At 43.5% G+C, this 22,070-nt stretch carries 17 protein-coding genes; 6 read left to right on the top strand and 11 right to left on the bottom strand.

Features of this window, described 5'->3' with window-relative positions:
• Positions 1-15: 15 nt before the first annotated feature.
• From RWY97_RS02525 to RWY97_RS02510, 4 genes are read right to left on the bottom strand one after another with little or no spacing between them, the layout of a single operon-like run.
• Positions 16-2,406 (bottom strand): ABC transporter permease, encoded by a 2,391-nt coding sequence (locus RWY97_RS02525; protein ID WP_315565343.1) that lies wholly within the window; start codon positions 2,404-2,406, stop codon positions 16-18.
• The gene (locus RWY97_RS02520; RefSeq protein WP_315565342.1) at positions 2,406-4,757 is read right to left on the bottom strand and encodes an ABC transporter permease; all 2,352 of its coding nucleotides are present in this window, start codon (positions 4,755-4,757) and stop codon (positions 2,406-2,408) included. Before RWY97_RS02520 ends, RWY97_RS02525 begins: the two co-directional genes overlap by 1 nt.
• Positions 4,758-4,768: 11 nt before the next feature.
• Complete coding sequence (locus RWY97_RS02515; RefSeq protein WP_024992005.1) at positions 4,769-6,022, bottom strand: efflux RND transporter periplasmic adaptor subunit; 1,254 nt, start codon at positions 6,020-6,022, stop codon at positions 4,769-4,771.
• Positions 6,007-7,332, bottom strand: a complete 1,326-nt coding sequence (locus tag RWY97_RS02510) for a TolC family protein (protein WP_315565339.1) — start codon at positions 7,330-7,332, stop codon at positions 6,007-6,009. The genes RWY97_RS02515 and RWY97_RS02510 overlap by 16 nt, the downstream gene beginning before the upstream one ends.
• 444 nt (positions 7,333-7,776) lie before the next feature.
• Here RWY97_RS02510 and RWY97_RS02505 point away from each other — a divergent pair, with 444 nt between their 5' ends.
• The gene (locus tag RWY97_RS02505) at positions 7,777-9,108 is read left to right on the top strand and encodes a sigma-54-dependent transcriptional regulator (protein ID WP_315565338.1); all 1,332 of its coding nucleotides are present in this window, start codon (positions 7,777-7,779) and stop codon (positions 9,106-9,108) included.
• Between the two features lie 10 nt (positions 9,109-9,118).
• Complete coding sequence (locus RWY97_RS02500; RefSeq protein WP_315565336.1) at positions 9,119-10,249, top strand: sensor histidine kinase; 1,131 nt, start codon at positions 9,119-9,121, stop codon at positions 10,247-10,249.
• A gap of 586 nt (positions 10,250-10,835) precedes the next feature.
• Here RWY97_RS02500 and trxA read toward each other — a convergent pair.
• Positions 10,836-11,150, bottom strand: coding sequence for a thioredoxin (gene trxA / locus RWY97_RS02495; RefSeq protein ID WP_039876849.1), 315 nt, complete (start codon positions 11,148-11,150; stop codon positions 10,836-10,838).
• A gap of 103 nt (positions 11,151-11,253) precedes the next feature.
• The gene (gene dnaE / locus RWY97_RS02490; protein WP_315565334.1) at positions 11,254-14,961 is read right to left on the bottom strand and encodes a DNA polymerase III subunit alpha; all 3,708 of its coding nucleotides are present in this window, start codon (positions 14,959-14,961) and stop codon (positions 11,254-11,256) included.
• A gap of 136 nt (positions 14,962-15,097) precedes the next feature.
• Here dnaE and RWY97_RS02485 point away from each other — a divergent pair, with 136 nt between their 5' ends.
• From RWY97_RS02485 to RWY97_RS02475, 3 genes are read left to right on the top strand one after another with little or no spacing between them, the layout of a single operon-like run.
• Positions 15,098-15,790 (top strand): phosphatidylserine decarboxylase family protein, encoded by a 693-nt coding sequence (locus RWY97_RS02485; RefSeq protein WP_024992007.1) that lies wholly within the window; start codon positions 15,098-15,100, stop codon positions 15,788-15,790.
• Entirely contained in the window at positions 15,787-16,515 is a 729-nt protein-coding gene (gene pssA / locus RWY97_RS02480) for a CDP-diacylglycerol--serine O-phosphatidyltransferase (RefSeq protein ID WP_036931590.1), read from the top strand. Before RWY97_RS02485 ends, pssA begins: the two co-directional genes overlap by 4 nt.
• Before the next feature lie 10 nt (positions 16,516-16,525).
• Positions 16,526-16,804 carry a DUF4834 family protein gene (locus tag RWY97_RS02475; protein WP_315565439.1) on the top strand — a complete coding sequence of 93 codons (279 nt, stop codon included), beginning with the start codon at positions 16,526-16,528 and terminating at the stop codon, positions 16,802-16,804.
• 55 nt (positions 16,805-16,859) lie between these two features.
• Here RWY97_RS02475 and RWY97_RS02470 read toward each other — a convergent pair whose 3' ends face one another.
• From RWY97_RS02470 to RWY97_RS02450, 5 genes are all read right to left on the bottom strand, one after another.
• The gene (locus RWY97_RS02470) at positions 16,860-17,303 is read right to left on the bottom strand and encodes a T9SS type A sorting domain-containing protein (RefSeq protein WP_021584551.1); all 444 of its coding nucleotides are present in this window, start codon (positions 17,301-17,303) and stop codon (positions 16,860-16,862) included.
• Between the two features lie 173 nt (positions 17,304-17,476).
• On the bottom strand, positions 17,477-18,106 hold the full coding sequence (locus RWY97_RS02465) for a hypothetical protein (RefSeq protein ID WP_315565330.1): 630 nt from the start codon (positions 18,104-18,106) through the stop codon (positions 17,477-17,479).
• Positions 18,087-20,204 (bottom strand): TonB-dependent receptor, encoded by a 2,118-nt coding sequence (locus RWY97_RS02460; RefSeq protein WP_315565328.1) that lies wholly within the window; start codon positions 20,202-20,204, stop codon positions 18,087-18,089. The genes RWY97_RS02465 and RWY97_RS02460 overlap by 20 nt, the downstream gene beginning before the upstream one ends.
• 136 nt (positions 20,205-20,340) lie before the next feature.
• Entirely contained in the window at positions 20,341-21,129 is a 789-nt protein-coding gene (locus tag RWY97_RS02455; RefSeq protein ID WP_231371350.1) for a LytTR family DNA-binding domain-containing protein, read from the bottom strand.
• 134 nt (positions 21,130-21,263) lie between these two features.
• Positions 21,264-21,458, bottom strand: a complete 195-nt coding sequence (locus tag RWY97_RS02450; RefSeq protein WP_315565326.1) for a DUF6722 family protein — start codon at positions 21,456-21,458, stop codon at positions 21,264-21,266.
• 188 nt (positions 21,459-21,646) lie between these two features.
• On the opposite strand from RWY97_RS02450, the gene RWY97_RS02445 reads away from it, so the two are divergent.
• The gene (locus RWY97_RS02445; RefSeq protein ID WP_021584497.1) at positions 21,647-22,063 is read left to right on the top strand and encodes a Fur family transcriptional regulator; all 417 of its coding nucleotides are present in this window, start codon (positions 21,647-21,649) and stop codon (positions 22,061-22,063) included.
• Positions 22,064-22,070 lie beyond the last annotated feature (7 nt).

Here is a 22,070-nt window from a genome sequence, read left to right as displayed (position 1 = left end):
CGTTCACTTCCGCTTCTATTCTTGTTTGATATGCTTCACAGGATTTTCATTACTCGCCATATAACTCTGAACGGCCACAGCAGAAAATGAAATAATCAACACAATGATGCCAGCTACGATAATCCACGGCCACCATGTGATACGATAGGTATATTGGCTGATCCAACTGCTCATAAAATACCAGATGGTGGGCACACTGATTGCAAAGGCGATAAGCACATAATGAAGGAATGTGCGAATCAGACTGCGGCGGATCTGATTGCTCGTAGATCCGAATACCTTGCGCACGGCAATCTCCTTGCTCCGTTGTTGGATAAAGTAAGTAGACATAGCAACGAGACCGAGCAGAGAGATCAGTATGGCAATGAATGCAAAGACGGACACGATACGGGAGATCTTCAAATCCTGTTCAAAGGCTTGTTCTATTTGCTTGTCTACATAAGGATGAGATTCCACTAAGTCTTCTCGATATATTTCCTTGTAAATGCACTGAATCTCACGGTAAGTATTGACCAAATCACCTTTCACTTGGATGGTAAGATCCCAGGGATTTTCTATCTTATCCTTTATACACACCAAGATCGGTAGATTGTCCATTTCCATAATATTGCGGAGTCGAAAGCCATTGACAATACCACCGAAAGCTGCATCCGGAGGGAAACAATAGAATTTCTTTTCCTTATAATATTCGCTCATACGCACATCGGTCGGCTTCATCTCCAAATCGTATAGAGCCTGACGGTTGAGATAGACAACAGGACAATGCGGCACGCGACGATTGTCTGCCAACGTAAGACCATAAATTTCCATAAAGCCCGGTTCACCGATCAACATCTGAAATGAAGCTTTCTTATTTTTCTCTATTACGGTATTATTATTGCCGCCATCCTGTGGTGTGCCCATCGAAGGGATGACCATAGAGACAGCGGGGAGCTGCCGCAATCGGTCAAGAAATACAGGGAATTTCGGGCTGGCAAAAGCCTCGCCCTGACTGATACAGATAAGATGCTTGGTGTTGAATCCCAACGGAGCCTTGATCAAATGCTGCATTTGCAAAGACATAATAATGGCAGAGGCTAGCATCACGATGGTAATAAAGTTTTGAAACGTGATGAAAGTCTTGCTCAAAATCATCTTAGTTTGCCTGCGGAACGTACCTCTTACCACTTCAATAGGCCTTGCTTTCGACAATATCACAGCGGGAATGATGCCCGAAAGGAAACCGACGAGCAACGTAGAGAATATCAGAAGGAGGATAGTGGCAGGATGACTGAGTACTTCCATCTTCATCGACACACCGAGTAACTGTCCCACTGTCGGTGCAAAAGCTAAGGTAAGCGCAATGGCAATAAGCAGAGAGAGCAGACAAAGCACCGTGCTTTCTATCACCAGCCGCAAGATGACATTGCCGCGGGTGGCTCCGAAGAGTCTGCGTGTAGCCACTTCACGGGAGCGATAACTCGATTGTGCCACAGTAAGATTGATATAATTCATTATAGAGAAAAGCAAAATCACCAACCCCACGGTAAAGAGGATATTCACTAACTTCTCATTACCGGTACGCAAATTCTCATTAATACTTTCCAGTCCTGAGAAATAAAGTTCATTCAGTGGTATCAGGATAACCTTACACGGGAAAGTCTTATCATTAAAGAAAGGCCAAAAAGAGTGGAAAAACTTAGTCAACTCTTCTTCACGCCCCTGCATTTCAGTTCCTTGCCGCACTTGGACAAACACGCTCGCTCCCGTCATATTCACCCATTTTGGGAAATACTCATCCATATTGGCGACATTATCATATTTGCCCCAAGAGAAGTCTGTAATTATATCTACATCGTCATTGATGATTGTATTATCGAAATTCTGCACTACACCAGTCACACGGAATCTCGTGCTGTCATTCCACACAATTTCACGCCCCATTACCTGATCTGTACCGAAATATCGGCGGGCAAACCGTTGTGTCACGACAGCGTTGTTCTTATCCTTCAAACAAGTTTGTCTGTCTCCTTGCAACAGAGGAAAATCAAACATGCTGAAAAACGTAGAGTCTGTCTCCAATATAATTGCCCGATAAAAGAAACCTCCCCTACCTTTCAGTCGCATACTTCCTTTAATGAATCCGCAAGTATTCTCTATTTCGGGGTATCTGTTACGCAGATATTTCAGTACGGCGTGGTGAGACCCCAACACCCTACCTCTGTCTTTATAGAAATCTGTTCCTACAAGATAGATACGTGAAGACTTGCTGTGCTGGCGATCGATACTCTTCTCCTGCCACGTATAAACACCGATGAGCAGCACGAACATCAATGAAATGCTCAAACCGAAAACATTGATGGCCGTATACACCTTGTTTCGTGAAAGAAAGGTGATATAAGACGTAAGATTGAATAGCTGTCTCATTATTGATTATCTTTAATATGCTTCACAGGATTTTCATTGCTCGCCATATAACTCTGAACGGCCACAGCAGAAAATGAAATAATCAACACAATGATGCCAGCTACGATAATCCACGGCCACCATGTGATACGATAGGTATATTGGCTGATCCAACTGCTCATAAAATACCAGATGGTGGGCACACTGATTGCAAAGGCGATAAGCACATAATGAAGGAATGTGCGAATCAGACTGCGGCGGATCTGATTGCTCGTAGATCCGAATACTTTGCGCACGGCAATTTCTTTGCTCCTCTGTTGAATAAAATAAGTGGACATAGCAATGAGACCGAGCAGAGAGATCAGTATGGCAATGAAGGAGAACAGTTGAACGATCGTAGCTATACGCGTTTCCGATTGGTATTCTGCTGCTATTTGCTGGTCGATATACGGATTGTCAAGTTCTAACGGAGTCTTGAATACTTCTTCAAAGACTCTTTGCACATCTTGATAAGCGATCACGGGATTACCTTGGATTTGGATCACCGTAGACCAAGACCTGAAATCCTTACGGTCCAAAATTCTCAAACACAGAGGGTGTTGCAAGGATTCAAGACCGCGAATGTGGAAATCCTTTAAGATACCGTCGATAGGTATACGCTCTTTTCCACTGTAATAGTATCTGCTGTTGGCAGGTAGCCCTTCTTCTGCCAGCATCTGCTTGTTGACATAGACTTTCTCCTTCTTATCGGTTGCATCGGCCCGTTCCAATCCTAAGCCGAATATCTTCATATATTCCTTATCCCCGATCAATTCCTGTTTGGAGATAGTCTTGTTATTCAAATCAAAAGTCTCATTATTGCCTCCGCTGTAAGGTGTGCCTACACATGCTGTTACATTCTTGACTGACGTGAGGTGTTGCAACTGATTGAACCACCTCTCCATCAGTGTTTTGTCGGACATACTCACGGGAACTTCTATCAATCCTGTCGTGTTAAAGCCCCGAGACAGCGTTATCATATGATGAATTTGGTGCGACATTGTGAAAGTAGCGGCAATGAGTACAATCGTGATCGTATTCTGTACAATGATAAACATTTTGCTGAATGTATATTTATGGGCCAAACGGAATGTTCCTCTAACAATATCGATCGGGCGCGCACGGGAAATGATCGTGGCGGGAATAAGACCAGCAAGCAAAGCCACAATAAGAATAAATACTATGTTCAGCAGAATGCTTACGGGATGAATAAGCCAGGCAAGTTGCAATTCCGTATTGAGCAACTTGCCGACATAAGGTGTGACAACATAGACAAGCAGTATCGCTACAAGCATTGAAATCAAACAGAGCACACAACTTTCGATAATCAGTTTGCCGATAACACCTTTCCTTTGCGCTCCCATCAGACGCCGTGTGGCCATCTCACGCGCTCGTCGGTTGGACTGAGCCGTCGTGAGATTGATGTAATTGAAGATGGCGAATAAGAGTATCACTAATCCCACGACAAACAATATCTTGACCAATTTTCCGTCGCCGGTCTTCAAAGTGCCGGAACTGGAACTGATACCTGCGAAATAATACTTGTTAAATGGTATAAAAAATGATTTTATATTAGTGTCTTTCAATTGGAAGAACCAAAAGAACTGTTTCTGAAAAGCATTCATATCTTTCACTTTGCTCAATAGATCGGTATTGGGTTTAGCGAGAAAGATAACCTCTGCACCAGTAGCATTATTCAGACCGTCTGATGTTAGGGCAGGATTGAATAACCCCACATTTTCATACCTTATATAAATATCCGAAGAGGGGAGACTGGAATTCATGATCTTAGGAATCACGCCCGATATGCGGAAACGAAGCGTATCTTCCATATTGAGCTGCTGCCCCAAGGCCTTTTCCGGTGACCCGAACAGCGAATTGGCAAACTCTTCACTCACCACAGCAGATAATCTGTCTGCCAACGCCTGCCGTTTACTGCCGCAAACGAAAGGAATATCGAATATGTCGAAGAAAGTACTGTCTGTAAAAGTTGTTTTATATTGTTTACGATCACCGTCTTTCATAATATAGCCCACTTCACCTGTACCGCCTAATGCACAGGAACTCTCTATCTCCGGATACCTGCTGCGGAAGTGTTCTTGCAGCTTCCAGTGTCCGCCACTGAATTTGTTGCCATGTGCTTCCACTGCGTATACAAAGATGCGGTCGGCTTTGGGGAATTGCTTATTAACCGAATATTCTTGCCATGTGTAAATACCGATAAGCAGCACGAACATCAGTGAGATGCTCAGTCCGAAAACATTGATAGCTGTGTACACTTTATTCCGTGAGAGGAAAATGATATAGGATTTGAGGTTGAATAACTGTTTCATATTATATGACTTTATTTTAAGATCAGTATTTCGTTATCTTTATATCCCTCGTAGCCGCTGACTATCACACGTTCACCAGGTTCCAAGCCTTCGATGACTTCATAATAAGCGGGATTTTGCCTGCCGATACGAATGTTTCGACGGTAGGCTTTCTGTCCATTTTTATCAAGTACGAATATCCAGTTACCGCCTGTGACGCTGTAAAAGGTGCCTTTCGGGATCAGCACAGCTTGCTTGGATTCACCCAATTGCAAATCTACATAATAGGTTTGTCCTGTGCGAATATTATTCGGTCGTTTACCTCGGAATACGAAATCTATTTTAAAACGCCCATCTTTCACTTCGGGATAAACCTTGCGCACGGTCAATTCATAACGTTTGCCATTTTGTTCAAATGTGGCAGTCAGACCCGAATGCACACGATCGATATAATGTTCATCAATCTTTGCCTCGACCTTGTAGTCGCTCAAATCATTGATTACGCCGATCTTCTGTCCCGGGACGATGCTCTGTCCCAGTTCGATATCCAACTGTCCCACTTCACCGTCAATCTGCGAACGCACATCTAATCGCTCTTTGCGCTTACGCACCAACTGCACATTGCGCAGCATCGACGACAAATTCTCACTCATCTGTTCCATCTGCGAGCGGCGAAGTTGAGCATCTTTCTTCAACCGCTGTTGGATGAGAGCATGCTTTTGAGATGACAATTCATAATCTTCTTTTGATTTGAGATATTCCTCCCGGCTGTTCAACTGTTCTTTCTGTAAAGCCGTCTGATGCAGATAGGCGCGCTTCTTAGCCTGCATATCCATTGACAGTTGGGCTGCTTCGGTCTGATTATTGAGCTGATCTTGTTCCATCGTAATCTGCGTATTGCGTAGCATATTCTGCTTTTCGGCCAGTTCGCTCTCTGCATTCAGAATCTCGAGATCTAAGTTGCTGTTGCTTAGTTTGACGATAATGTCGCCTTTTCGGATGTGTGCACCTTCTTCAACTATTTTCTGTCGGATAACACCACCTTCTTCGGGAGAAATCTGAACTACTTGAATGGGTACGACACTACCGTCTACACTTACATAGTCGTCGAACTGTGTCCGCTTCACCTCGCCGATACTCAATCCTCGCCGCTCCACTTTCAGCGTGGATGAGAGATTACCCAATGCCAACCAAAGCAAGATTGCAGCCAATACCGTACCACCTCCAATCCATGTCCAATACTTTCGGGGCACAAGATATTTCTTCTGTTTTATTTCAATGTCCATAGTCTGTTTCCTTTATAATAGTTTACTAATCGTATTTTCATCTCAAGTGTAAGCTGAATCTGCAAGAGTTTAATGCGACTTTCGAGCAATGTTTGCGCCGCTGTATGCAAGTCGAAAGCCGATAGCATTCCTTCTTCATATTTTCGTACAGACAGACGATAAGCCAAAGAATCAGATTCCACTTTCTTTTCCATTTTCACTATTTCACGAACACAGCCGTCACGATCAGAAACAGCCTGCACAATATCAGCATTCAGTTTCTGCTTGGTATCTTCTAACACAAGTTGAGCTTCCAGCCAATCGCTTTTAGCACGATGCACAGTGCGCCAACGACTTGGAACGAAAATAGGAATAGATAGTTGTAAATAGATATATTCACCGATATTATTATGAAACTGCCGGCCGAACACCTCACCTCTCTTGGTTTTCTGAGAGAGATTCCGATAATAATTAGTGGAAATTCCACCGCTCAAAGATAGGGACGGAAGAAGCAGACCACGCTGGATAAGATAAGTATAACGAGCATTTTCTGCTTTGAACACAGCCAACTTTACATCCGGCGACTCACTTCCGAACATTTCATAGATATGTCCGGCATCATCAGTCGATATGGGACAAGAAACACCCGATGTGTCTAACTCAAGCGAATCTTCAACAGGAAAATTCATTTCGGATTTCAGCGCTAATAATGCTGATTGGGCAGCATTCTGCTGATGTAATAAATTATAGTCATCTTCTGCAACCTGACTTTCTATTTGCACAACGTCGGGCCGTGACTTCTCACCAAGTTCGAAAAGACTGCGCGTTTTATGAAGCAATGCTTTACTATCAGCTAATTTACGTGAGGCTAAGCCGATACTCTTTTGATGATAAACAGCCTCAATAAACTTTGTCATCACCACGACAGCCTTATCGTCAGCCGCCTTTTGCAGGGCCGTCTCACTATTGAGTCGAGCAAGCCGGGCCTGACGAAAAGCATTAAATGTTCGTCCGCCGTCGAAAAGCCGCATCTCCACCCCAATACTATAATAATTATTAAAGGTAGTAATGGTATTGTAGGTATTTGTCTCGGGATCGATATTGCGTCCCCAGCTATATTGTCCCGACAATTGAGCCGAGATGGTGGGAAGAAAATCAAGTCCAGCCATCGTCATATCGTACCGACTCTGCCTTATTTCGATGCGTTGTTTACGAACACTATTCGCGTGTTCTATCGCATAACTGATACAACGATTCATTGTCCATTGCTCTTGAGCAACGATAGATAAACTATTCAGACCAATGATAAGTAAATTAATTGTTCGTTTCATATCATTATTTAATACTAAAACGGTGCCAGAAATCAATTCGGCTAATTATCAAACAGTTATATGAGAATCGTCTTTAACGATGTGCCTAAATATTTGACATCATTGCCTAATTCTTTGACAGATATATACAATTGTTGTTCTCCATTCTCCCAGTATATTTTTTCTAATCAATCTTAGATATCGCCAATTCGGGATAAACTTGTATCTACGAGTGAGGAATGGGCATAACAGACAAATTTAGACGATGCTTTTACCTCAATCGTGGAATAAGACGGACGATGTGTCATCTAAGAAAATGCTTATCCCGAACTCGCACTAAATAAGGTAATATTTTTACCATAATTTCTCATCCTCTCGGTATCGGAAAGATAAATTTTATATGCTTCCTGATGATAATATGGTACAGATTTAAAAGAATATCAGAAAAAAGATTACTTTTGCACTATGAAGAAGCAAGGAACTCTACTAATCGTAGATGATAATCGGAATATCCTCACAACAGTGAAGATACTTCTCGAAAATGTGTTTGCGCGTATCGTCACAATTGCCAATCCTGACAATATTCTCACGAAACTACACGAAGAGCAACCTGATGTAGTATTGCTTGATATGAATTTCCGTAGCAGTATCAACAACGGCAATGAAGGGCTCTATTGGTTACGCAAAATCAAGCAGACAAGACCAGCTACACAAGTGGTACTTTTCACAGCCTACGCTGATATCGAACTGGCCGTAACAGGTATCAAAGAAGGTGCAACCGATTTTATTGTAAAACCTTTTGACAATGATAAACTAACGAAAACACTCACAGACGCTTATCGTAAGACAAAGAAAGAGCATATAAACGAAAGGCACGCCGAGCATGAGATGTTTTGGGGCGAATCAACAGCAATGCGGCGTCTCAGGCTAATCGTGGAGAAAGTAGCAGCCACCGATGCCAACATCCTCATTACGGGCGAGAATGGTACAGGTAAGGAGGTATTAGCAAACGAGATTCATCAACTGTCGCATCGTGCCGGTAAGAAAATGATGCCCATTGATATGGGTACGATCACGGAGACATTATTTGAAAGTGAACTGTTCGGACACGTAAAAGGAGCTTTCACAGATGCCAAGGCAAATAAGATTGGGAAATTTGAACAGGCAGAGGGTAGTACCTTATTTTTAGATGAAATCGGTAATCTTAGTTATGGTTCACAAGCAAAACTACTCACAGCCTTACAGCATCGAAGTATTGTAAGAGTAGGTGGAAGCGAACAGATTCCGATCAACGTACGATTGCTCTGTGCAACCAATCGTAACTTACAGCAGATGGTTGATCACGGTGAATTTCGTGAGGACCTACTCTATCGCATCAATACAATTCATCTGCATCTCCCACCACTGCGCGAACGGCGGGAAGACGTCATTCCTTTAGCTGAAATGTTTCTCAAGCGTTATGCTGATTTGTACAATAAGGGCGAAATGACATTCGCCCCTATGACTGAAAATAAAATCCACAGCCTGTCGTGGTATGGCAACATCCGAGAATTACAACACGCTATTGAGAAAGCTGTTATTCTGAGTAATGGACAGGTCATCCAAGAGAACGATATTGATGAGGTTATAAACCGAAAAGAAAAACCATTGGGCGAGATACAGACTTTGGACGAGATGGAGCAGCGACTGATTGAAAAAACGATACGCGACTGTGAAGGAAACCTCTCACAAGTAGCATTCCAACTAGGAATCTCCCGGCAAACACTGTACAACAAAATTAAAAGATACGGACTGTAACAAACGATATATGACTTATATATTATTGTTTTCGTTGATCGCACTTATCATTGCTTATATACGGCTCGCCAGGAAATACCATCGTACCATCCGTAAGGTGACATTCATTTTCGAGGCATTAGACAACGGAGATTATACTTTCCGTTTTCCCGAAAATGAACAGCATGGTTACGAGCGCGTTCTGAACACATCGCTCAATCACATTAAGACAATTTTACAACACGCACGCGATGAACAAATAGCTCGCGAGAAATATTTCGAACTGATTCTCAACTCGGTAGATACGGGTATCTTGGTTATTGACGAAGAGCGGGGCCTTGTACTTCGCAGCAATCAAGCCGCCCACGATTTATTGCAAATGGAATCCGTGACGCATATCAACCGAATCAAAGAAAAGATGAAAGGGTTTTCCACACGTGAAACACACACTGTATTAAAAAACAAACGTGTACGCATTATCAGCTTCAGTGACATCAAAGGTGAATTAGCTAACCAAGAAATAGACAGTTGGGTGAAACTTATACGCGTGCTCACTCACGAAATTATGAATACCGTCACACCGATCATCTCACTCAGTGATACGCTTCTGAAAAACTCCTTGGGCGAACAGCACAGCAGATTACAGGTAATCAATCGCACAAGCAAAGAACTCGTCCAATTTGTAGAGAATTATCGCAAATTCACCCGTATGCCCACCCCCACACCTAAACTGTTTTATGTCAGAACATTCTTAGAACGTATGACCGAACTCATCCGGCCTTTATCGAAAACCGATTGCAAAATCTGCATCGATGTTCAACCGCAAGACTTACTGGTCTATGCTGATGAAGGACTGATCAGTCGAGTAGTAAGCAATATCTTGAAAAATGCAACAGAAGCTGTCGGCGAAAACGGACGTATCACCCTTCGTGCTTATAGCAATGCTCAAGAATCCGTAGTCATTGACATAACCAATAACGGACCTTTGATTCCCGATGAGATTGCCTCACATATCTTCATCCCGTTTTTCACAACCAAGCCCCAAGGCAGTGGCATCGGCCTTTCCGTTTCCCGCCAAATTATGCGCATCAGTAACGGGTCTATCCTTCTTCTCTCCGATAAAACAGCCCGACTTACTACATTTCGGCTGATATTTAATTGATTGTCAAGTATAAGAAACACATTTATACCCCAGTTCGGGATAAGAAAGTTGTTTTTCTGTCGGCGGAACAAACTTTTTCGTTTTTCGATTCTCAATCTGCGGAAACCTATCGAAAAATACTTTTTATCTCTATTCCCATCTGGAATTGTTCATAAATCTTTATTTTTCTTCTGATTCCATTGGAAACAGCAGATAAATTCAAATATATTCACACTTCCTAAATGGAAAGAAGAAGTTTATCTATGTTTATTTACACTTCCCAATGGAAAGAAGAAATTCGTTTATATTTATTTGCATTTTACGATAGAAAGAGAGAATATATCTTATTTATTAATGCTTCCTTGTCGTCTTGAGAATATTTCTTTTTCTTTATTTTCTGATGGATTACGCCGCTTTCTCACAAAAAAAATCTTCTCTTTCCATTCGCAGATAAATGATAGAGTCGCTTTTCAGTTACTTTCTTATCTCGAATTGGCGTATTTATGTTTTTACTTATATCGCTTTTATCAAAATAAATTATATTTTAAAAGGCACCGATATACAATGATATATCAGTGCCTTTTTTGCTATATTGGTCTGTATCGACTTACAACAGAGCCTTGAACTTCTCATCAAGAACATCCTTGCTGGTAGCGCCTACAAATTTATCAACCAATTCGCCGCCCTTAAAGAACAAAATAGTAGGAATATTCCGCACGCCGAACTGTGCTGCAACTTCATCATTCTCTTCAACATCGCACTTACCGACAACGATTTTCCCATCGTAATCATTAGCTAATTCAGAGATGATCGGCCCCACCATACGGCACGGTCCGCACCAAGTTGCCCACAAATCCACTACTAATGGCTTATCGCCTGTCCTGTAACTCTCGAAATTTTCAGTTGTAATCTTTACTTCCATTGCTTCTTTCCTTATAATGATTAATATTCTTTGCAAAAGTAACTAATTATCCATATAACAGCAAGGATTATGCCATTAAATATGATCCTATAACGCTGACATATCAGTTGACGTAATAAGACATCTCGGGATTAGCTTCGATATAAGCCATAAACTTGTGTTTCAAACTGATAGGCCCCATTTTCGAGCGTAATAGAACATAACTATTGCTCGTCACATCGTTTATTTGGAAATACAATTGCGTACTTCCAGGACTATTGCGAAGCATTGTCGAAATATCATTCACCACAGTTTCATCAATAGACGTACTATCCATCGTGATTGTAAACTTCTCGATTCGCTGGTCTTTAATTGTTTGGAGATACTGTATATCAGCTATTTTGAGATCATAGTAATTGCTGTCCCGATATTTTTGTACACATTTCGCAGTGATAAAAACAGTACTACCCTCGACAAGCATACCCTTCCATCGTCCCCATTCTTCACCAAAGAATGCAAGTTCTCCGGAGCCTTCGAAATCTTCAATGGTAACAAACCCACACGGCTTTCCGTTCTTAGTAAACTTAGATTTGGTACCGGTTACAATACCTCCGATAACAATCTGGTCTTTTTTTGACAATGACACTTTGTCATCTAACTCTATGCAATGTGTGTTGCACATCGCTCTAAGAACGATACCGAATTCATCTAACGGATGGGCCGACAAATAGATCCCCACGAGATCACGTTCGCGATTCAGCGTTTCGATTGTACTCCAAGGATCGACTTGCGGTACTTGCGGCGTAGCTATCTCTATGGCGTCGGTCGACCCGAACAGAGAGTTCTGTGCTTGGACCTGCTCTTGCTGATACAACTGTCCGTAACGGATGAGCGAATCGAGGAAGATGTCACCTTTCGCATTCGTTCCGAAGTAATTTTGTCGTTCTATCTTGAAACTGTCGAAGCCGCCACTGAGCGCCAAACTTTCAAACGCCTTGCGATTGACCGCACTGAGATTGACACGCTCCGCAAGGTCGAACACACTTTTATAAGCCCCATTTTTTTCTCTTTCATCAATGATCGCTTGCGCTGCGGCATCCCCCATTCCTTTAACAGCAGCTAACCCAAAACGGATGGCCCCGTGCGAATTGACACTGAATTTCTGCCGACTCTCATTGACATCAGGGCCGAGACATTCGATACCCATTGCCCGGCACTCGTCCATCAGCTTGGTGATCTCAGCAATATTAGCCAAATTTCGGCTCATCACCGCAGCCATATATTCTGCCGGATAATGTGCTTTGAGATAGGCGGTTTGATAAGCTACCCACGAATAACACGTGGCGTGACTCTTGTTGAAAGCATAAGATGCAAACTTCTCCCAGTCTGCCCAAATCTTCTCTAACACTTGCGGACTATGTCCGTTACGCTTCCCGCCCTCGATAAATTTAGGTTTCATCGCATCGACTATAGCCTTTTTCTTCTTTCCCATAGCCTTTCGGAGAGCATCGCTCTCACCTCTCGTGAAACCGGCAAGCTGCCGTGAGAGGAGCATCACTTGCTCCTGATAAACGGTAATACCGTAAGTGTCTTTAAGATATTTCTCCATACACGGTATATCATAGGCTATTTTAGCCGGATCTCGCTTACGAGCAATGAAGTCGGGAATATAATCCATAGGCCCCGGTCGATAGAGTGCATTCATCGCAATGAGATCTTCAAAGACCGTAGGATGCAATTCTCGCAGATACTTTTGCATTCCGGCAGATTCGAATTGGAATGTTCCGATGGTACGACCTTCACAATATAATTGGTAGGTAAGGGGATCGTCCATAGGAATTTTATCAAGATCTACCTCTATTCCGGTACTGATCTTGACATTCTCAACAGCTTCTTTCAGGATCGATAAGGTTTTCAGACCGAGAAAGTCCATCTTGATCAACCCCGTAGACTCGATGACATGTCCATCGTATTGCGTACAATGAAGTTTGTGTCCGGGATCGGACTTATCTTCAGCAACCGACACCGGTACCCAGTCGCTGATAGGATCACGACAGATAATGAATCCACAGGCGTGTATTCCCGTCCCTCTCACCGTTCCCTCCAACATCTTGGCATAAGTCATTGTATTGCGAAGTCGGGTGTCATTGCTGGCTTCCGCCTCTCGAAGTTCCGGTATACTTTTGATTGCATTGGGCAAATTCATTTTCAATCCATCGGGGAGTTTGTCGGGAATTACCTTGCAAAGATGGTTTGCTACATCCAAAGGCAACTTCTCAACACGAGCTACATCCTTAATGGAATTCTTCGTTGCCATCGTTCCGAAAGTGATAATGTGGGCACAATTATCGTGTCCATACTTGTTTTCTACCCACTCTAAAACTCGCCCCCGACCGTCATCATCGAAGTCAGTATCGATATCCGGCAATGAAATTCGATCCGGATTGAGGAATCGCTCAAACAGAAGATCATATTTAATCGGGTCAATCTTAGTAATACCTAAGCAGTAAGCGACCACTGATCCAGCCGCAGAACCACGTCCAGGACCTACCATTACATCAAGATGATCACGTGCTGAGTTGATGAAATCTTGCACAATAAGGAAGTAACCGGGAAATCCCATCGTCTTCATAATGTGCAATTCAAAGTTGATTCGTTCCTTAACTTCATCCGTAAGAGTCTCTCCGTAACATTTCCGAGCACCTTGATAAGCCAGCTCAGACAAGTAATCGGCTTCGAACTTAATACGATAAAGTTTATCGATTCCACCTAATTTCTCTATTTTCTCCTCTCCTTCCTCACGAGGTAATTGGTTCTCACCGTTCTCATCACTGGTAAATTCGTCGAAGAGCTGCTGCGGAGTGAATCGCTTCCGCCACTCTTCTTCGGTACCGAAAGTTTCCGGAATGGGGAAGAAAGGCATTATCGGCCCGTGTTCAATGTCATAAACCTCTACCTTATTTAATATCTCCAACGTATTGGCCATCACTTCGGGAATATCCGAGAAAACTTCGTTCATTTCCTCACGAGTTTTAAACCACTCCTGCTTTGAGTATCTCATACGATTCGGGTCATCAAGATCCTTACCCGTAGAGATACACAACAAGTGGTCATGAGCTTCTGCATTCTCTTTATCTACGAAGTGAGCGTCATTAGTACAAACCAGTTTTATACCATACTCTTGCGCAAATTCAATCATCACCCGATTAGCTTTCTGCTGCATCGGAAAGGCTTCTCGATTAGCAATGAGGTGCGGATCTTTCACCTCGTGACGCTGAAGTTCTAAATAATAATCCTCTCCGAATACACGATGATACCACTCTATAGCTTCGCGCGCGCCCTCAATATCATCCTTGATAATCTTTCGCGGCACCTCTCCCGCAATACAAGCCGAGCACACGATAAGTCCTTCGTGATATCGTTCAAGATCTTCACGATCGGTACGAGGACGCATATAATAGCCATCTACCCACGAACGCGAGACGAGTTTAATGAGGTTTTTATATCCTTGATAGTTCTTGGCAAGCACGATTAGATGATAACCGCTCATATCGCCATTCTCTTTCACCTTGTCGATTTTACGGTGACGAGCCACATACATTTCACATCCGAAGATTGGCTTGAAAAGCTCTTTCCCCTCCTCTCGTCGTTTGCCATTAACCTTATTACAATAGTCAAAAAACTCTTTAATGCCGAACATATCGCCGTGATCTGTAATCGCCATACCTCGCATACCGTTATTCACGGCCTTGTCTACCAACCGAGGAATACTCGATTGGCCGTCTAAGATCGAATAATAAGTATGAACGTGCAGATGTACAAAGTCTTCCATCTCTCTAAATCCTGATTAAAATCGAGCTGTAAAGTTACTGCTTAAAGCCGAAATGACCAAAAGAAAGAAGGCAAAAATTTGTAGAATCGACAAAAAAAAACTATCTTTGCAGACAGTTTTACACATAGACGCTACTATGGGCAATAAAATCAAGAAGCTGAAAAAGATACGAATCCATCGCGAAGGCACGTCAACACTCCTTTACGGAGGCATTGCTGTCGCTGTCATTGCCGCCCTTTCATGGTTCGTTTTCGACTCGAAGATTCCTTTCGGCGTATGTCTCGTGGTATTGGGAGCGGCCTATGCCATCGTCGTAAACTTTTATCAGTGCCCCATCAGATATTTCAGTGAAGATGAAACCGATAAGATCGTCGTAGCTCCGGCCGACGGTAAGGTCGTGGTTATTGAAGAAGTAGAAGAAAACACATACTTCCACGACAAACGGGTGATGGTATCTATTTTTATGAGTCTCTTCAATGTACACGCCAACTGGTTTCCTGTTGACGGTCGAGTCAAATTCGTTCACCATCAGAACGGTAACTATCATAAAGCGTGGTTACCCAAAGCCAGTGAAGAAAATGAACACGCAGACATAATGATCACTACTCCCGACGGTGTGGATATTCTCTGTCGACAGATCGCTGGAGCCGTAGCACGCCGCATCGTAACCTATGCCAAGGAAGGCGAAGAATGTTTCATTGACGAGCATTTAGGCTTTATCAAACTCGGTTCGCGTGTAGACGTCTTCCTTCCACTTGGAACCCAGATATGTGTCAAGATGGGACAGAGCACTGTCGGCGACCAAACCGTAATCGCAAAACTGCAATGATCAAGAGGCATATTCCCAATTCGCTCACGTGCTGCAACCTAATTTCAGGCTGCGTAGCTACTGCATTCGCTTTTGGAAGCAATCCGAAGACTGCTCTCTTGCTGATTGTCATTGGCGCAATATTCGACTTTTTCGACGGAATGAGCGCCCGACTGCTGGGCGTTTCGTCACCCATTGGCAAAGAACTCGACTCACTTGCCGACGTCGTTACATTCGGGGTGGCTCCTGCAACAATTGTTTTTTCAGAATTGTGTGTGCTTGATTATCCGGCATTATTAGAACCACTGTCCAAGATTCTGCCGTTTTTTGCTTTTGTGATGGCGGCATTCTCGGCACTGCGTTTAGCCAAATTCAATCTCGACACACGGCAAACCACCTCATTCATCGGCCTTCCCACACCAGCCAATGCACTCTTTTGGGGGGCTTTAATCGTAGGAGAAGCCGATCTGTTTGAGGCAAACCGCTGGGGACTTCCTTTGCTCCTTATCCTCGTGTGTATCAGTAGCTGGCTGATGGTTTCAGAGATTCCGATGTTCGCATTAAAGTTCAAGCACTGGGGATGGAAAGGTAATGAGGTGCGTTACAGCTTCATTTTATTGTCTGTACTATTATTAATACTATTTTACATTACAGCCTTTGCTTTGATCATCATTTGTTATCTGCTAATTTCCCTATACGTAAATCGGAAACAACCGACCGTCGACCACGCACCTCAAGAACATTAAAACCGAATTGATGGTAACTCTTCTCCATTTCATTTTGATAATGATCCTTACTGCCGGTATCATCGTCGGTATTGCAATTTACATCATTTATACCCGCGTGAAGAATGCTGCACACAACTTCCGCGCTCAATTCGGCGGCTCATCCAAGGGCCAACGGCGTCCCAAACAAACCCACACCGCCAACGGAGAAATCATCATAGACAATCGTACACAAAACGGAACCAGCCGTAAAATATTCTCAAAAAACGAAGGAGAATATATCGACTTTAAAGAAGAAAAAAGTTCCTGACATTTTTATTATCTGTTCTTTACAGGTAATATCTCATCCTTTCATAAAATAAGATCTACTTCTTTACAAACTTAATGATCTCATAACCGGCTTTCAACAGATAGATTCCCGTATTCAGATTACTGATATCCAACTGGCAAGATACAGAGTTAACCAAGATACTCTGCGTAACCTTACCTTGTATGTCATACACGCACAGTAATTGTCCGGGGCTTGTTCCTTCAACATTAAGCACCTTACCGTGCAAGCCACATATCGACCTAATCTTAACTTTGTCCAAATCTATACCTGAAATCAAGTTCGCGATAGCCCTTGCCATCCAATCGCTCACAACGGTTTTATCATTCCAGGATAATGTAATCTTGTCTCCATCATAAGAAATTTCTGTTACAAATCGATCGGTAGAAGCACCGTCAATCCGTAATTCATCAGTTTTCTCTTCGGCTAAGCATATCGTCGTTCCCCAACAAAACGCCAAGAAAAGAATCAAAGTTCTCATATTGAAATTCCAAGATTAAACGTTGCAAATATAATAATAATTTCTTTACCTTCCAATAAAATAATTACTTTTATTTCATTCGCCTTTTATGACAAGATGGCAAGAGTTGATTCTATCATCTTTTATTGCTTGGTGAGAAACAAAAGAATAGTCTCCCATTTTTTCATTACATTCTATTTGGGAATAAGATCCTTACCCCACGATGGCTCAAAATCTGTCTTTTGTTCCTTGTCAAACAAGGATTTGATTTTCTGCAAATCTTTTTCAGCGTTAAAATTCGTTCCTCCCGTAAACTTGTTCATCTGCTCATTGAAGAGGTAAAGCAGTAGTCGGGGACGGGGATTGGCTACATTTTGGTGGATGGCTCGTTGATAATTGCCGATCGCATCACTGTAATAGCGCATTCCGTTAACAGACGGATTCTGCACAATCAGTGCCGTGTCATAAAAGCCTGACAGTGTGTAGACTTCCGAGAGGTCTGCTCCGGCAAGATGTTCTGCCTTGTCTATGTTCTGTTTCGCATCTATCAACAGGGCCGCAGATGCCTTGTCATCGGGCCGCTGTATAGCATATTGAATTGCGAATAGGGCCTGATAGTAAATAGGAAGCCATTGTTCGGGATAGATTGTGGCAATACGCTTCAGCTCGGAGATGCCTTGCGTGACTGATTGAATGTCATTCGGCCGAATCTTTTGCAGCGAACTGCCCAGCAACCGATTCATCTCTGCTGTGGATTGGGCGCTAACCGGACTTGCCGTTAAGGCGAATGCGAACACGAAAAGATTAAAAATTAGCGATTTCATAAGCTTTAGTATGTTTTAGTGAAACGAAAATTCCGATGAAAAACATCCTGTTATAGGCGATTGTTACGGGCTCGCGACGAGTGCCATCGGCTGAATAAGTGTAACCGAAAACATTCTTGTAGTTCAGCAAATTAATGACAGACGCATAGACGATGACCTTCGGACTGACCAGTACCGAGGCGTTAATGCCCAGGCTCTGATAAGGTTTGGTGCGGGCATTCATTGCCCCCGGAAGTCGCGGATCGGTATATAGCCGGCCGCTTGTGATGTTCTCGCTCACACCGATATAGGTTTTCAGCCTATCGATTCCATAGGTTGCCGAGATACTGAGATTGTGTCGGGTGGCATAATGAGGACAAACCGATGTGAGATAATTTAAATACCGGCGACGGGAATCATTGTAGGAATAAGACAACATCGTACGAAGCTGAGGCAGAACAGACATATCTTCGAGGAAAAAGTCGATGCCGCGACTCATTCCGTGACCGTCGGCAGCATAACCATCGGCCGTCGACAGGGGCAGATGTCTGTACCTTTTATAATAAGGTTCAACACGAATGATGGTCTTATCTGTACGCCATTGCAGACTTGCAATGAAATGATCGGCCACGGACTGCCCCAGTTTCTTACCGCTGCGGAGGATATATTCGTCATCGGCCGACTGACAATAACGACCGTACATCAATGCAAAATGGAGTCCGCGGCGGGTAATATAATTGACAGACAAGCGCGGCATCCATCTCCATCGACGGTCGCAGGTGAAATATTCCGTCCGTTCCGAGAGATTGACGAACCAATTCCGGGCAAGTCTCAACTGCCCTTCTGCGAATATAGAAATAATCTGATAATGAGAAATACGTTCGCTACTGTTCTGCAAGGAATCCCGATACAGAATGCGGAAACGACGGATATAGGCCTCTGTTCCCGTCAAAAGCCTGAATGAATTGCCGAAAGTCTTGCTGAATGTAGCTTTAAGATGCACCTCGTTTTGGTCGTGTTCATAAATGTCCCCGGCTTTCCGGGCACCGTTGATGCGGTTGAAGACCAACGAATTGGCCGCACCTGCAAACACGGAACAGCCCCGACCGAGTGCAACTTTGTAAACGGTATTGATATAAATGTTATGTTCCCGCAGACTCAGATCGCGCTCCGCGAGATGTTGTCCCACGTTGGTCAGATCGTAGCCGACGTAAGTTTTGAGTACGTTTGACGGCGAAAGCTCGGCTTTATACTGTGTTTCGCCCGACAACCGACGGTAAGGCCGTTTCCAGGAGACGCTGCTCGGAAACACGGCATTATATAACCCCATATCGTCATACAGACTGTTGAAAGACCAGGAACTACTCCGGAAGGCTTTGGTTCCGCCGAAATTGAGTTCGATCGGCGCCACGCTGAATCCCAACTTATCGCCCGTCGCAACATCGGTAGTTTCCATCGGCAGCACGGATGACAGTGCCTGACCGTACTCTCCGCCGTAACCGCCGAGCGAGAAACTGATACCTTTAAAGAGGAAAGGAGAGAATCGGCCGCGGACCGGCGAGTTGCCGGCGTTCGTCGCATACGGATTCAGCACGTGCATACCATTGATATACGTCTGGCTCTCACTGCTTTCGCCTCCTCGAACATACAGTCTTCCACTCTCTCCGACCCGCTGTGTACCAGGCAGCGACTGCAAAGCGGCATAAATATCACCATTGGAACTGCCCTGCATCACGACATCCAATGCACCCAGCTTACCCACATTGTCGCCCGTTCCGAAGTTATAACTGCTCGCCGAAACCACTACTTCATCAATCGTCGCCGTCTTTTCATACAGTATGATACGCAGCCCCGTCGATCGTTCTGCCGTTACTGAAATCTTCTTATCTTCATAACCGAGAAACGTTACCATCACGATTACGGTGCCGTCACGGTCTGTCCGAAAACCAAATCGTCCCAAACTGTCGGTAGCACAACCGTCGATTGTTCCGTAGACAAAGACATTTGCACCTACGATCGGTTCGCGGTGACCGTCGACGACAATGCCGGAAATAAGACGCCCGGCCATCAGTTGCGTGGCAACCGATAATAAGATAAGATATAGCAAAAATCGTTTCATACGCCGTTTTATTTCATTTGTTCGAGAGCAAAAGTATGAAACAATCTGTAACTCGCCAAATATCAGGGACACACAACTAACAAACAGGACGAAGAACTAAGAATGAATGTGGGCCGCTAAACCTCGTGACGAATAGCTAACCAATAAAACTCTTCAAGCCCCTGACAAACGTTCGCGAAACGGGTATGACATCTTCGCAATTGCCCAAACGCAATTGGTAACCGTTGGAATTACCTTTCGCCGATGTGATATTGTTGACATTGACCACAAAAGAACGGTGACATTGAAAAATATTCGGATATGGAAGTTCGGCCAAAAGCCCCGAGAGCGTGGCTCGAATCTCGCGTTTCACCACCAGCCCGGCCTCTTGATAGCAGACGGAAACATTGTTTTTGCGTGCTTCGGCATATAAAAAGTCGTTGATGAGAATACTTATATGAGAACCGCGAACAGCCTGATCGTGGATAAGAATAGCAATCCCTCGCTGCGACTCATCTGTCTTTTCAAGCAAAAGATTCAATTTTGTACGTAGGAAACGATTGTATTGGATGGACATTGAGATGACAGTCATCACGACTCCCACGATGAGTCCCCAATAAAGAAAGATGAAAACGAGCTGCCAACTGAGTGACACGTGAAAGACATAAGCGGCATAAAAGGAGTTGGCTAAGGCAATCAGGAGCATCAACGCAATGCTGAACAATCCGAAAATCAGCACCGTTACCTTGGTTATTTTCCTCAAAATGACACCGAAAAACAGATAAGAAAACACACCGTTGCAAATGGACGTGATGACGCCGAAACCCAACGCGACAAGGAATTTATTGCCTCTGAACTGGCTGAAACCGAACGGTTGCAACAGGTAAAGCATCAAAAAGATGACAATTCCGGCTGTAATATACCAGCTGAAATCTGGTACTCGCATCGGCAACGGATATTTTCGGTTAAGTAACGACATTCAGAGGAACATATAAATAAGGTATAGTCTAAAAACGAGAAAACTATTCCGAGTCGAAATAAGGTGCCCGATCTTTATAAATACTACACCAGATGAAAAAACTAAAAACCATTATCGATATCCCAAGGACGGTTACATGCCATTAATATAAGCGTTAACGTATCTGTCATTCCCCCCATTATACCTGATAGAATAATACCGCCGAATGTCAGTTTAGATAAATCCAGCAAGTATTTACGAATCTCCAAGTAAGTCTTTGCACCTATGAATTGATTTAATGTAACTTTCTTTTTCATACCGCAAATATATAAAATTCCCGTTGAAAAACAAGCAACTGGATTGTAAATAATCGTTTCGGAGTCTCAATAACGTATTCTCCTACCTACGACTAATAATTTTCGTGTCTTCGAACACCCATTACTTGCTCAATCGAAAAAAAACGATTACATTTGCATCTGTTGTTAAAACGAAAGAGAACAGACGTATGAACAACGAGAAATGCACGAAATGGTTGATCGAACACGGTATCAAACCCACGGCCAACAGAATTGTTATCGCACGAGCTCTGGCCTCGGCCGACCGACCGATGTCGATGACCGAATTGGAAGAAAGTATCCTGACGATCGATAAATCGAATATATTCCGGGCGCTAACCACGTTTAAAGAGCACCACTTCGTACACGTAATCGAGGACGGAAGCGATGGAGTGAGATATGAATTGTGTCGCAGTCACAGTCGCCAAAACGATGAAGACGTACACGTTCACTTCTTTTGTGAACGCTGTCATCGTACATTTTGTTTAGAAGACACGCCCATTCCTGCCATCGATTTGCCCCCGGGCTATCGGATGACAACCATCAATTACATTGTCAAAGGGCTGTGTCCGGAGTGCGGCAAGTGAATTTTAG

The organism is Hoylesella pleuritidis (assembly GCF_963541955.1).
Lineage (GTDB): Bacteria > Bacteroidota > Bacteroidia > Bacteroidales > Bacteroidaceae > Prevotella > Prevotella pleuritidis.
Note: the sequence above shows the minus strand (reverse complement) of the source record. Positions and strands in the feature narration are given on the sequence as shown.